Source organism: Pseudomonas putida (assembly GCF_028682635.1).
Classification (GTDB): Bacteria; Pseudomonadota; Gammaproteobacteria; order Pseudomonadales; family Pseudomonadaceae; genus Aquipseudomonas; species Aquipseudomonas putida_AE.
Map to the genome: position 1 here is coordinate 120,861 of NZ_JANHLK010000011.1, position 12,583 is coordinate 133,443.

Genomic DNA, 12,583 nt, shown 5'->3' on the forward strand with positions numbered 1-12,583 from the left:
AACTGTGACCCACTTCCATGTCGATAGTTTTCAGCGGGTAAACCTTCGGCTCGGCAGCTCGAAAAGACGCCTGGGGTTACGATTTGTCCTGGCCTGTGACCACCATTGGCGGTTCTGCACGTTGCAACTCCAGAGCGGGCAACTTCGACGGCTGGTTCAAGAGTCGCAGCACCGGGGAATCGTAACCGTAAACGTCGGGTTTGAACGTCACCCGTCCGTCGGTATTCAGGTCCACCGTCCAATAGGCCAGCAGCACGGGCACCTTGACGGGAAGCTTGATGTTTTCGGTTCTACCGTTGGCCAGTTGCTTTTGAATACCCGCCGAATTCCAGCGCACAGGGTCGTTGAACAGCAGTTCGACCAACTGCAACGGATTCTCCACCCGGATGCAGCCGGAGCTGGTGGCCCGCATGGATTTGGCAAACAGCTCGCGATGGGGGGTGTCGTGGAGGTAGATCGCATAGTCGTTGGGGAAGCGGATGACCACCTGCCCCAGTGAGTTTTCCGGACCGGCGTCCTGGCGCAGCGTGATGCCGCGCGCGTTGGACCAGTCGACGGTCGACGGATCGAGCGTGTTGCCTTCGCGGTCCAGGGCGCGAATCCGGTTGGCCGCGAGGTAGCCCGGATTCTGCTGGATCTTGGGCAGCATATCCTTGACCAGAATCGTCGGCGGAACGGTCCAGGTGGGGTTGAACGTGACGTAGGTGATTTCCGACTGGAACACCGGCGTGCTGCGAAACGGTTTGCCGACCTGCACCCGGGAACGCCAGACCGGCTGGCCGTCGCGGTACAAGGCGACCTTGTAGCCGGCGATATCGACGATGACAAAAGTGCCTTGCAGCTTATAGAGCAACCAGCGCGCCCGTTCCATGTTCACCCGAACCTGATCGATTCGCGCCTCGACCGGCACATTCAGTGCCGCCAGCGTCGTCGCCCCCGCCACGCCATCGGCGCCGAGGTACTGTTCGAGCTGATACTTCTTCACCGCGGCGATGACACTGTCGTCGTAATCGGTACGCTTCGATTTGTGCGGGTCCAGATAACCGGCTGCCACCAGGCGTGCGCGCAATTGCCGGACCGCGGCATTGTCCATGCCGGGCTTGAGCGACTGCCCTTCGGCGACTTTTGGCCAGCCACCGGCGTCACGAATCTGGCGCAACTGCGCAAGGCTCTCGCGCAGGCTGCGATAAACCGCCTCCTGAGGTGGCGCCAGAACGAACGCACGAGCGACGTCGTGATCATCCAGGGCAGTAAAGAAGCTGTTCATATCCTCGCGCGGGTCAATGCCCTCGGGCTCGAAGTTCCAGTGAAAATCCAACCGGGCCGGATCTACCTTGCCACGGCGCAACTGCAGCAGCGCCGTGATGTACGTACGAGTTGCCGCGATGTCGAAAGCCGCCCATTGCGCCGGCGTCGGCGCCGTGGCCTGCAGCGCCAGTTGCGCCTGGGCCAGTTCGCCAGCCCGGTAATCCTCGGGGATCAGGCCATCGGCCTGGGTACCATCAAGTCCTTGGAGCAACTGGCTGACATCTCGCCCGTTGGTCCAGGCGGCGCGGAAATTGCGATGCGAATAGAAATCCAGGACTACCCGGGCGACATCCACCCGTTGATGTTTGCGCGAGGTCAACAGAGGCGGGAATGAAGATTGCAGCGGTTCGAGCTCCGACTGGATGGCCTGACCAACGACGTCATCGGGCGCAGCACCGAGCACACTCACTGGCGCCGGAGATACCTGCACGATCGGCGAAGTTTCACCCATCGCAGCGCCGCTGATCAGAAAGACCATAAAAAATACACGGCTTATGACGAATGACCTTGTTAATTGACCCATGGATAATCCTTAATCGCCTGTAATCAAAGGGCTAGCGTCCAACTCACTGCTAGACTCGAAATATTCCTGAAGAGACATTTTTATGGCGCTACATCGCTTTGGCCTGACAGCCCTGTTGCTGACGTCGGCTATCCTCCCGTCAGCCTACGCCGATTCGCTCGAAGTCGCGCTGGCCAAAGCGGCTCCAAACGCCAATGCCAAGGTCATTGCCCTGGCGGTTCGCGCCACACAGTGTACCCGCGCCCAAGGCTCTGTTCCGGCACAGAGACTAGCAGTGATCGATTATTCCCTACCTTCGACCGAACAACGCCTGTGGGTGTTCGATCTGAAAAAACGCAAGCTGCTGTTCCACGAACTTGTCGCCCATGGCCGCAACAGCGGCGAAAACATGACCACCCAGTTTTCCAACCAGAATGAAAGCTTCGCCACCAGCCTTGGCCTGTACCGCACCCAACAGAGTTACGTCGGCAAGAACGGCTATTCCTTGCGCATGGAAGGCCTGGAGCCTGGCTTCAACGATAACGCCTTTGACCGGGCCATCGTCATTCACGGCGCGCCCTATGTCAGCCCGGTGCTGGCTCGCGCCAACGGCCGGATCGGCAGGAGCCTGGGTTGCCCGGCGGTCAGGCCCGCCATCGCTCATCGCCTGATTGACTCGATGAAGGATGGACAGCTGCTGTTTTCCTACTATCCGGACCAGCGTTGGCTGAAATCGTCTTCTTACATCAATTGCGGCGGCGGTACTGTAGCCTCGTCGGACAAAGTCACTTCACGCCAGTAAACGGCCCACGCAAGCGGTCATCGGCCAAAGACGGGAACCACGTCAGGGAAATTGCGTGTAAGCACGCTTATAATCCGCCGGTTCGCCCGCATTCGAGACCGGTATGACCGCTATCCATATCAAGTTCCCCTCCCTGACGCTCAAGGCCGGCGCCCGGGCACTGGCACGCATTCGCCAGAACGGCTTGAGCGCCGCCGATGTCGGCACGCTGCCCGGTGCCGCCGGCGGTCCCAAGGCCTTGGGCATTCAGGGACTGGACCTGGCCTTGTTTGGCGAATGGTTGCCGGCGGTGCCGCGCGAGCGCTCGTTGATCGGTGCATCGGTGGGCTCCTGGCGTTTCGCCAGTGCCTGCCTGCCGGATGCCGCCGCAGGCCTGCGGCGTCTCGGCCAGCTGTACACCGAGCAGAACTTTGCCAAAGGCGTGACCATGGCGCAGATCAGCGAAAGCTCCCGGCGCATGCTCGATGATCTGCTCGACGGGCGTGACGCGGCTGTGCTCGACAACCCCCATTACCGCTTGAATATCATGGTGGTCAAAAGCCACGGACTGCTCGCGGACGACCACCGGGGCCGACTGGGCCTGGGCCTGTCGTCAGTGATCGCCGACAACCTGCGCGGTCGTGCGCGGCTGTCCCGGCACTTCGAGCGGCTGATCATCCACGATCCGCGCCTGGCACCGCCGGTCAACGCGCTGAACGACTTTCCGTCGCGCTTCGTCGCCCTGGACAGCGCCAATCTGCGCCAAGCCCTGCTCGCCTCGGGTTCTATCCCGATGGTGATGGAAGGCGTGCGTCATCTTCCTGGCGCAGGTACGGGTACATTCCGCGATGGCGGTCTGCTGGACTATCACCTGGACTTGCCCTACAGCGGCAACGACATCGTGCTTTATCCGCACTTCACCGACCGGGTGATTCCCGGCTGGTTCGACAAGACCCTGCCATGGCGTCGCGCCTGCCCCAAGCGCTTGCAGGATGTGCTGCTGCTGGCGCCTTCGAAGGAGCACCTGGCGCGCCTGCCCTATGGCAAATTGCCAGACCGCAATGACTTCAAGCGTTTCATGGGCGACGCCCCGAGCCGCCAGAAATACTGGCGCACGACCATGGATGAAAGCCGCCGCCTGGGCGACGAGTTTCTCGAACTGGCGGCCAACGGTCGTCTCGCCGAACGCTTGCTGACCCTTTAGTCAGGACAAGCTGTTAAACTCGCCACCTGCCCACATCGCCGCGGCGATCGCCACCTGAACAGAGCTGAAACCACTGTGGAAATCTTCAAAGAATTTACCTTCGAATCCGCCCACCGCCTGCCCCACGTCCCGGACGGCCACAAGTGCGGCCGCCTGCACGGTCACTCGTTCAAAGTGGCGATTCACCTCAGTGGCGACCTCGATCCGCACACCGGCTGGATTCGTGACTTTTCGGAAATCAAGGCGATCTTCAAGCCGCTGTATGAGCGTCTGGACCACAACTACCTGAACGATATTCCTGGCCTGGAGAATCCGACCAGTGAAGTGCTGGCCAAATTCATCTGGGCTGAACTCAAGCCGCTGCTGCCGGAATTGAGCGCCATCCGGATTCACGAGACCTGCACCAGCGGGTGCATCTATCGCGGCGAGTGAGCCAATCGATCAAAAAAACCACCGAGACCGGTGGTTTTTTTATGCCTATGCTTTTTGGCTCGCACCTGCCAAGAGGACACGCACATGACTGACTGGCCGCTGGCTCAAAGCTATCGCTTCAATGGGCATTCCGTTCGCTATGCCGTGCGCGGCGATGGCCCGCCGCTGGTGTTCGTGCATGGCACGCCCTTCTCTTCCCATGTCTGGCACCGGATTGCGCCGCACTTCATCACCACGCATCGGGTGCACTACTTCGACCTACTGGGCTACGGGCAATCGGAAAAGGTCGATGGCGACGTCTCCCTGGGTGTGCAAAACCAGTTAATGGCGCAGTTGCTGGAACACTGGGGCCTGGATCACCCGGACGTAGTGGCCCACGACTTTGGCGGGGCCACTGCCCTGCGCTGCCATTTGCTCAACGGCAAGGATTACCGCAGCCTCACGCTAATCGACCCGGTGGCGCTGACGCCCTGGGGTTCGCCGTTCGTGCAACATGTGCGTCAGCACCAAGCTGCGTTCAGCGGTGTGCCGGACTACATTCAGCGGGCCATAGTCCCGGCTTATATCCGCGGGGCGATCAAGCGCGACATCCCGGATGACGAACTCGCACCCTATGTGCAACCGTGGCTGGGCGATCCGGGGCAGGCGGCATTCTATCGCCAGATCGCGCAGATGGACGAGCGCTACACCCGCGAGGCCGAGGGGCTGTACCCGACGATTCGCTGCCCGGTGCAGATTCTCTGGGGCGAGGACGACCAGTGGATTCCCATCGATCGCGGGCGGGCCCTGCAGGCCATGATTCCGGGGGCGCAGTTTCATGCGGTGGCCAAAGCCGGGCATCTGGTTCAGGAAGATGCACCGGAAGCCGTTGTCGCTGCATTGATGCGTTTTTTGCCGTTGAACATGACGGTCTGATAGCGCCCGCGAAAAGACCGCTGGCGGCATTTGCCGCTGCCGAGCTAACGTAGAGATATCGTCCAAACGGTTCTCTGAAAGGATCTGCCCGATGCACATCATCAACGCCCGGCTGCGCAACCAGGAAGGCCTGCATGAACTGCACCTGGAAAACGGCCTGATCAGCAACATCGCCCGGCAGACCGAAGCGCCGACCCTGGGTCCCGACGATCTGGACGCCGGTGGCAACCTGGTGGTGCCGCCCTTCGTCGAACCGCACATCCACCTCGACGCCACCCTCACCGCTGGCGAGCCGCGCTGGAACATGAGCGGCACGCTGTTCGAAGGCATCGAATGCTGGGGCGAGCGCAAGGTCACCATCACCGAGGAAGACACCAAGGTGCGCGCCAGGAAAACCCTCCAGGCCCTTGCCGCCCACGGCATCCAGCATGTGCGCACCCACGTCGACGTCACCGACCCGCAGCTCACCGCGCTCAAGGCCATGCTCGAGGTGCGCGAAGAAAGCCGGCATCTGGTCGACATGCAGATTGTCGCATTCCCCCAGGAGGGCATCGAGTCGTACCGCAATGGCCGCGAGCTGATGGAAGAAGCCATCCGCATGGGTGCCGATGTGGTGGGCGGCATTCCGCATTTCGAGTACACCCGCGACCAGGGCGTCAGCTCGATAAAATTCCTCATGGACCTGGCCGAGCGCACCGGTTGCCTGGTGGACGTGCATTGCGATGAAACCGATGACCCGCAGTCACGCTTCCTCGAAGTGCTGGCCGAAGAAGCCCGCAGCCGCGACATGGGCTCGCGGGTCACCGCCAGCCATACCACGGCGATGGGCTCGTATGACAACGCCTACTGCGCCAAGCTGTTTCGCCTGCTCGGGCACGCGGGGATCAGCTTCGTCTCCTGCCCCACCGAAAGCATCCACCTGCAAGGGCGTTTCGACAATTTCCCGAAACGCCGGGGCGTGACCCGGGTCAACGAGCTGCTGGAAGCCGGCATGAACGTGTGTTTCGGCCAGGATTCGATCGTCGACCCCTGGTACCCCCTGGGCAATGGCAACATCCTGCGGGTGCTCGAAGCCGGCCTGCACATCTGTCACATGCTCGGTTATCGCAACCTGCAAAACGCCCTGGACCTGGTCACCGTCAACAGCGCCAGGGCCATGGCATTGGATGAGCGCTACGGGCTTGAACCCGGACGGCCGGCGAACTTGCTGATCCTGTCCGCGGAGAACGATTACGAGGTCATTCGCAGCCAGGGCTTGCCGCTGTATTCGGTGCGTGGCGGCAAGGTGTTGATGAAGCGGACGATGCCGGTGGTGGAGTTCTCCGGCGAGCAGATCTGAAGGTTGCGGTGACTGGGCTGGCCCCTTCGCGGGCAAGCCCGCTCCTACAGTGGATTGCGAACACTGACCCACTGTGGGAGCGGGCTTGCTCGCGAAGGCGACTTCAAATTCAACCGATCAATCGAGCCGTACCAAACAGGCTGACCCGACTCAGCTCTCCCAGCTCTTCTTCCAGCAAAATCGGCGCCGTGCCACCAGGCATCGTCACCTTCACCTCGCCAGCGCGGACCCAACCGACCCGCCACGCCGCACACGCCACCGCCGTCGCACTCGTCCCCGAGGACGCCGTCGGCCCTTCGCCCCGCTCGAACACTCGCGCAACCACGCACTGCCCGGATTCATGCATCGCCCATTGCAAATTGATCCCCGCCGCACAAGGCTGCCCGGCCCCGGTCGGCATGGCGAACGCGATACGCGTCAGCCCTTCGCCCATCGCCGGCTCGCGCATCTGCTCATTGCTCGGCAAGGCCTCGGCGCCGTCCACCAGCGTCACGCAATGGGGATTGCCGACCCGTACTAACTGACTGCGCGACCAGGCGCCATTAAGCGCCGACAATTGCCGCACGTGACTGAGCTCACACCCGTTCAATTGCGTAGCTTCAACGCCAACGGCACTGACCGCCGACGGCCCGAATCCAGGCTGGCCCAGGTCGAGCCAGAAACCCTGCACGCCCTCGACTTGCGCAGCTTTCACTGCGGTCTGCCCCGGTGAAGGCGTGTCGGATTTGTCGTGATGCACCCTGAGCGCGCAGGCTTCGTCGCCGGGAAAAAGCCCCTGGTCGCTCAACGCCTGGGAAAAAATCGTCAGCCCGTTACCGCTGCGCTCGGCCAGGGTGCCGTCGGTATTGACGATCAACAGATCAAAGGGCGGCGCTGACTGAAAGGGGCCGACCAGCAAGCCGTCGCTGCGATGATCCTTGCTGCCCGGCGGTTGCGTGCCGGGTGCCCAGGCACAGCACGCATTGATGGCCGCCAGCGTCCAGGCCTCACGGGTCTGTGCGGCATGGTCGGCCTGATCGGGCACATCGATGCCCTGCCGGCGCAGCGTCTCTGGCGCCACCACCCCGTAGATATTGCCCCGTGCATCGTACATCCGCGCCATGGCGCCCCTCCCTGCTGGATATTTGGCTTTGGCACAACATATCGCGAAACAGGGTCCGGCTGTGCAAGGATGTCAGCCTGTCGGCGTGCAGGACGCCACGACCGCTGAACGAACCCACGGGGCAAGTCATTGTCCCTTGCAGACGCGACGTTTTTTGCCAAGGATTGATATGACCAACCTCAACACCCGGACCTCATTCGTGCCAGGACGCCAGGAACAGATGTCCACGCGCATCGCCTTTTTCATCGCCGGCTTCGGTATCGCCGCGTGGGCGCCGCTGGTGCCCTATGCCAAGGCGCGGGCCGGGCTGGATGAAGGCACCCTGGGTTTGCTGCTGCTGTGCCTGGGTGTCGGCTCGATACTGGCCATGCCCGTGGCCGGCCTCCTGGCCTCGCGCTTCGGTTGCCGCAAGGTGGCGACCGGCGGCACCCTGTTGATCTGTGCGGCGCTGCCGCTGCTGGCTACGGTAACGTCGATTCCAGCCCTGATTGGCGCACTGTTCATGTTCGGCGCGGGCCTGGGCACTGTGGATTCGACGGTGAACCTGCAAGCGGTGATCGTCGAACGGGCCAGCGGCAAAAACATGATGTCGGGGTTCCACGGCTTGTTCAGCCTGGGCGGAATCGTCGGCGCGGCGGGCGTCAGTGCGCTGCTCGGCCTGGGGCTCGCGCCGCTGGGCGCGATGCTGGTGGTCATTGTCCTGCTGCTGGTTGCGCTGTTGAAGGCTGCACCGCACATGCTGCCCTATGGCAGCGAAAGTTCGGGGCCGGCGTTCGCGGTTCCCCACGGCATCGTGCTGTTTATCGGCGGGATGTGTTTCATCGTGTTCCTCGCCGAAGGCGCCGCCCTGGACTGGAGCGCGGTATTCCTGGCGCAGGAACGCGGCATCGACAAGGCCTATGCCGGTTTGGGCTACGCAGCATTTGCCCTGACCATGACGGTGGGTCGCCTGACCGGCGATTCGATAGTGCGGCGCCTGGGTGCGACCCGGGTCATTGTCTTCGGCGGGGTGACGGCGGCGGCCGGGCTGTGCCTGGCCACGTTCGCCCCCAGTTGGGAAGCGGCGCTGGTGGGTTATGCATTGCTGGGCGCCGGCTGTTCCAACATCGTGCCGGTGCTGTATACCGCAGTAGGCAAGCAAACCGTGATGCCGGAAAGCATCGCCGTGCCGGCCATTACCACCCTGGGCTACGCGGGCATACTCGCCGGGCCCGCGGTGATCGGATTTGTCGCCCATGCCGCCAGCTTGAGTTTTGCCTTCGGCTTGATGGCGCTGTTGTTGCTGGCGGTGGCGATTGGCGGGAAGGTGTTGAAGGTTTAAAAGCTTCGCTGGCAAGCCAGCTCCTACAGGGTTTGCGCGACCCTTGTAGGAGCTGGCTTGCCAGCGAATGCAGGCACCTCGGTCTGTCAGAACCCGACGCTGGCCTGCACAAAGAACGTGCGCGGCGTACCCACATACATGCCCGCATTGTTGTCGCTGGAGCGAGTGAAGTACTGCTTGTCGAAGATGTTCTTCACCCCGGCCCCGAGCTTCAGGTTCGACACCTGCGGACCGAAATCGTAGCCCGCACGCGCGTTCCAGGTGACGTAGCCCGGAATGTCGCCGTACTGCCCATCCGCCGTGCCTTCGGTGATGTAGTTGTTGCTGAAGCTGCCGTCAGCGTTCACCGCCACGCCCGGCGAGCGTTGTTTGGACTGGGCGAAGGCATCCAGGTTGTAGGTCCAGCGATTGATGTCGTAGCGCAGCCCGGCGGTCGCCACCTGGCGCGAGTAGAACGGCAGGTCGCGGCCCTTGAAGTCCGGAATCTCGCCTTCATAGACAGCGCGGGTGTAGGTGTAGCCGGCGTTGGCGGTCAGGCCGGCCAGGCGCGGGTCGAGGGCCGCCATGTCATAGTGCACCGAAGCCTCGATCCCCTGGTGCGTGGTGGCGCCGAGGTTGGTCCAGCCGGCATCGTTGCTGATGTATTGCAGCTCTTTATCGAAGTCGATGTAGAACAGCGTCACTTCACCGCCCCACACTTCATCGTTGTAGCGCGTACCGAGCTCGTAGGTCTTGGCTTTTTCCGGCTCAAGGCCATTGGCGGTCTCGTCACCCGTGCCGCCCTGGCCCAGCTGGAAGTACTGCAGGCTGCCGAACGAAGTCTCGTAGTTGGCGAACAGTTTCCAGGCATCGGAGATGTGATACATCACGCTCAGGGCCGGCAGCGGCTCGTTGCTTTCGATACTGCGGTTCTTCTCCGGCACCGGCCTGCCAGCGGTGTCGAGCACTGGGCGGTCATGCCAATCGGTGCTGATGTGTTCGAAACGGATACCCGGGGTGACGGTCCAGTTGCCGACGTCGATCTTGTTGTCGATGTACACCGAGTTGGCTTCAGTGCCACCGGTACGGTCCTGATAGACGTGGCCGTCCGAACCCGGACGCACCACCGGCTCGTTGTTGACCAGCGCCAGGCGGCTGGCTTCTTCGTGCATGGCTTCTTTCAGGTAGCGATAACCGACGCTGACTTCCTGGGTGCTCGGGCCGACATCGAACACATGGGAGACCCGTGGTTCGATACCGAAGGTGTAGTAGGTGCGCGGGAACGAGCCGAGGGTTTTCTGGTCGCGAGCGGCGATGTTGCTGCCACGAAAACTGTCGGTGTAGTAGGTCAGCACCTCGGCCTGGGTGCGGTCGTCAAGTTGCCGAATCCACTTGAACGACACATCCTTGCGCCGGCCGCTGAAGTTGTCGTGGTCGCGGTCGGACTGGAACGGATCGGCGTCATATTGGGCCTGGGTCAGGCCGCCGGGCATGTCGGCGCTGGCGTCGTAGTAGTGGAAATTGAGACTGAAGTCATCCACATCGGTCGGCGCCCAGTGCGTCTTGAGGATCACGTCGTCGATGTCATTGCCGTTGTTGCTTTTGCGGTAACCGTTGCCGTTCACCGCGGAATACAACAGCGCCACGCCCATGCCGTTGTCGGCGGTGCCGCCGGCGAAAACTGTATCGATGTGCTTCCAGCCACCATGCTGGGAGGTTTCCAGGGTGCTGCCGATTTCCGCCGAGGCTGTTTCCGGGATTGCTCGCGTCACGAAGTTGATCACCCCGCCGACGTTCTGTGGCCCGTAACGCACGGAGCCTGCGCCACGTACCACGTCGATGCTGTCGAGGTTGCCGGAGGAAATCGGCGCCATGGACAATTGCGGCTGGCCATAGGGGGCGAAGGCTGCCGGTACGCCATCGATCAACACAGTCGAGCGTGGCGACAGGCGCGAGGTCAATCCGCGCACGCCGACGTTCAGCGAAATATCGCTACCACCGGTGCCGTTGGCCTCCTGCACCTGGACACCCGGCACACGCTTCAAGACGTCGCCGACATTCATTGCGCCCTGCTCGACCATGGCCTCGCGGCGAATCACGGTACGGGCACCGGGGTGGTTCTGTACCACCGCGGCATCGGCATCACCGAGCCAGTCGCCCACCACCTTGATGTCGGTCACGCCGAGCTCCAGCGGGCCGTTCGCCGCAGAGGTCGCTGCCGCGGCTGGCAGCAGCGTCACCGAGCCTTCATCGATCTGGTACTGCAGGCCGCTGCCTTGCAGCAACTGGCGCAGCGCTTCTTCCGGGGCGATATTGCCTTCCACCGCCGGGGCCTGTTTGCCGGCCACCAATTCCGGACTGAAAAATACCTGCAGCGAGGTTTGCTGGCCCAGCTGACTCAGGGCCTGACCCAGGGGTTGCGCCGGAATGTGGATAGCGTCGGCAGCGAATGCCTGAGGCAGCGCCAGGTTGACCGCCAGTGCAAGGGCCAGCGGCAACCAAGTGGATTTGTTGTTTTTAGCGGTGGTCTTTTTCACGTCGAACGTAATCCTGAAGATCGCAAGAGTGTGCGCTTGTTAATGCAAACCAGTTGCAGTTGAACAGGAAGACGATGAACTCGAAAAAAACCTGAATTTTATTTTGAAATTATTTCCTGGCTGCCGTCGTCGAGGGTGCGCACGGCCACCGGCAGGATGTTCGGCAAGGCCTTGAGCAAGGCGTCGGTATTGTCGGACTTGAACACGCTGGTCAGGCGCAGATTGCCCACGGCGGCATTGCCGACCTTGAGCGGCTTTTCCCGATAGCGCGAGACCTGCTCGGCAACGTCGGCCAGGCTGGCGTTGTTGAACACCAGTTTGCCGCTGCGCCAGGCCGTCAGTTCGGCGGAATTGACCGCGTAGGCCGGCGCGACCTTGCCCGCGGCATCGACATGGCTGCCCAGGCCGGCGGTCAGGCTGATGAAGTCGTCGGCGGCGGCGTCGCGTCCCTGCACCTTGACCGTGCCCTGCTCCACCACCACCCGAGTGTCGCTGCTGCCCCGGCGCACATCGAAGCGCGTGCCGGTGACGATGACCTTGCCGCTACCCGCCTCGACCACAAAGGGCCGGTTGCTGTCGTGTTCGACGTTGAACAGCGCTTCGCCATCGCTCAGTTCAATGGCGCGACGATCCTTTTCAAAACGCACCTGAATGCGGCTGCGGCTATCCAGATCGACTGTCGAGCCGTCGGGCAAGGCGACCTGGCGACGCTCGCCCAGCGCCGTGGAGAACTCGGCGGTGTAGGGCGAAGGTTGCTGCAAAACGTTGAATAGCCCCAGGCCGACGGCCATCGCCAACACACTGGCCGCAACCGCGTAGCGCAGCAACGGGCGTCGTTTGCTCCGATTCGGCGCTTCCTCGCACAACGCCTGCAGACGCGTCGTCGGCAGCAGGTCGGCGGCGCTCCACAGGCCCTGGAGCACTTCGAATTCGTTGCGGTGTTGAGGATGCTGGTTCAGCCAGCTGTCGAATTGGCGATACGCCTCGACATCGACCGCGGGTTCCTGAAAACGCACAAACCACCGCGCCGCTTCATCGCGAACCGCTGTTTGCCCGCACGCACAATCACGAGTATCCATCATGGAAGTTCCTGTTTGGCCGGGGATGAGAAATCACGCGGTATGCGGTTGGTGTAGGAGCTGCCGAAGGCTGCGATCTTTTGA

10 protein-coding genes are annotated in these 12,583 nt (G+C 62.3%); 6 read left to right on the forward strand and 4 right to left on the reverse strand.

The window, feature by feature from the left end:
* Positions 1–76 precede the first annotated feature (76 nt).
* Positions 77–1,831: a L,D-transpeptidase family protein gene (locus tag NPS56_RS15855; protein WP_274075454.1), complete on the reverse strand. Its 1,755-nt coding sequence runs from the start codon at positions 1,829–1,831 to the stop codon at positions 77–79.
* Positions 1,832–1,913: 82 nt separating this feature from the next.
* Between NPS56_RS15855 and NPS56_RS15860 the strand changes: the two genes are divergently transcribed.
* From NPS56_RS15860 to codA, 5 genes are all read left to right on the forward strand, one after another.
* Positions 1,914–2,612 (forward strand): murein L,D-transpeptidase catalytic domain family protein, encoded by a 699-nt coding sequence (locus tag NPS56_RS15860; RefSeq protein ID WP_274075455.1) that lies wholly within the window; start codon positions 1,914–1,916, stop codon positions 2,610–2,612.
* Between the two features lie 103 nt (positions 2,613–2,715).
* A complete protein-coding gene (locus NPS56_RS15865) occupies positions 2,716–3,795 on the forward strand; it encodes a patatin-like phospholipase family protein (RefSeq protein WP_274075456.1) in 1,080 nt (359 codons plus the stop codon).
* A 75-nt stretch (positions 3,796–3,870) separates the two neighbouring features.
* Positions 3,871–4,227, forward strand: a complete 357-nt coding sequence (queD, locus tag NPS56_RS15870) for a 6-carboxytetrahydropterin synthase QueD (protein ID WP_008056290.1) — start codon at positions 3,871–3,873, stop codon at positions 4,225–4,227.
* 84 nt (positions 4,228–4,311) lie between these two features.
* On the forward strand, positions 4,312–5,142 hold the full coding sequence (locus NPS56_RS15875) for an alpha/beta fold hydrolase (RefSeq protein WP_274075457.1): 831 nt from the start codon (positions 4,312–4,314) through the stop codon (positions 5,140–5,142).
* A gap of 91 nt (positions 5,143–5,233) precedes the next feature.
* Positions 5,234–6,481: a cytosine deaminase gene (codA, locus tag NPS56_RS15880; protein WP_274075458.1), complete on the forward strand. Its 1,248-nt coding sequence runs from the start codon at positions 5,234–5,236 to the stop codon at positions 6,479–6,481.
* 109 nt (positions 6,482–6,590) lie between these two features.
* On the opposite strand, the gene NPS56_RS15885 is transcribed toward codA, so the two are convergent.
* Positions 6,591–7,583 (reverse strand): diaminopimelate epimerase, encoded by a 993-nt coding sequence (locus NPS56_RS15885; RefSeq protein ID WP_274075459.1) that lies wholly within the window; start codon positions 7,581–7,583, stop codon positions 6,591–6,593.
* Positions 7,584–7,752: 169 nt separating this feature from the next.
* On the opposite strand from NPS56_RS15885, the gene NPS56_RS15890 reads away from it, so the two are divergent.
* Positions 7,753–8,904, forward strand: a complete 1,152-nt coding sequence (locus NPS56_RS15890) for an MFS transporter (protein WP_274075460.1) — start codon at positions 7,753–7,755, stop codon at positions 8,902–8,904.
* An 86-nt stretch (positions 8,905–8,990) separates the two neighbouring features.
* Here NPS56_RS15890 and NPS56_RS15895 read toward each other — a convergent pair whose 3' ends face one another.
* Together NPS56_RS15895 and NPS56_RS15900 are read right to left on the reverse strand one after the other, a co-directional pair.
* Positions 8,991–11,420 (reverse strand): TonB-dependent siderophore receptor, encoded by a 2,430-nt coding sequence (locus NPS56_RS15895; RefSeq protein ID WP_274075461.1) that lies wholly within the window; start codon positions 11,418–11,420, stop codon positions 8,991–8,993.
* Between the two features lie 98 nt (positions 11,421–11,518).
* Positions 11,519–12,502, reverse strand: coding sequence for a FecR family protein (locus tag NPS56_RS15900; protein ID WP_274075462.1), 984 nt, complete (start codon positions 12,500–12,502; stop codon positions 11,519–11,521).
* Between the last annotated feature and the right edge of the window lie 81 nt (positions 12,503–12,583).

Excerpts from the sequence above, each read along its gene's own strand:
- NPS56_RS15855 (WP_274075454.1), bottom strand. The coding sequence starts at position 1,831 with ATGGGTCAATTAACAAGGTCATTCGTCATAAGCCGTGTATTTTTTATG.
- NPS56_RS15885 (WP_274075459.1), bottom strand. The coding sequence starts at position 7,583 with ATGGCGCGGATGTACGATGCACGGGGCAATATCTACGGGGTGGTGGCG.
- NPS56_RS15875 (WP_274075457.1), top strand. The coding sequence starts at position 4,312 with ATGACTGACTGGCCGCTGGCTCAAAGCTATCGCTTCAATGGGCATTCC.
- NPS56_RS15860 (WP_274075455.1), top strand. The coding sequence starts at position 1,914 with ATGGCGCTACATCGCTTTGGCCTGACAGCCCTGTTGCTGACGTCGGCT.
- NPS56_RS15890 (WP_274075460.1), top strand. The coding sequence starts at position 7,753 with ATGACCAACCTCAACACCCGGACCTCATTCGTGCCAGGACGCCAGGAA.
- codA (WP_274075458.1), top strand. The coding sequence starts at position 5,234 with ATGCACATCATCAACGCCCGGCTGCGCAACCAGGAAGGCCTGCATGAA.
- NPS56_RS15865 (WP_274075456.1), top strand. The coding sequence starts at position 2,716 with ATGACCGCTATCCATATCAAGTTCCCCTCCCTGACGCTCAAGGCCGGC.
- NPS56_RS15900 (WP_274075462.1), bottom strand. The coding sequence starts at position 12,502 with ATGATGGATACTCGTGATTGTGCGTGCGGGCAAACAGCGGTTCGCGAT.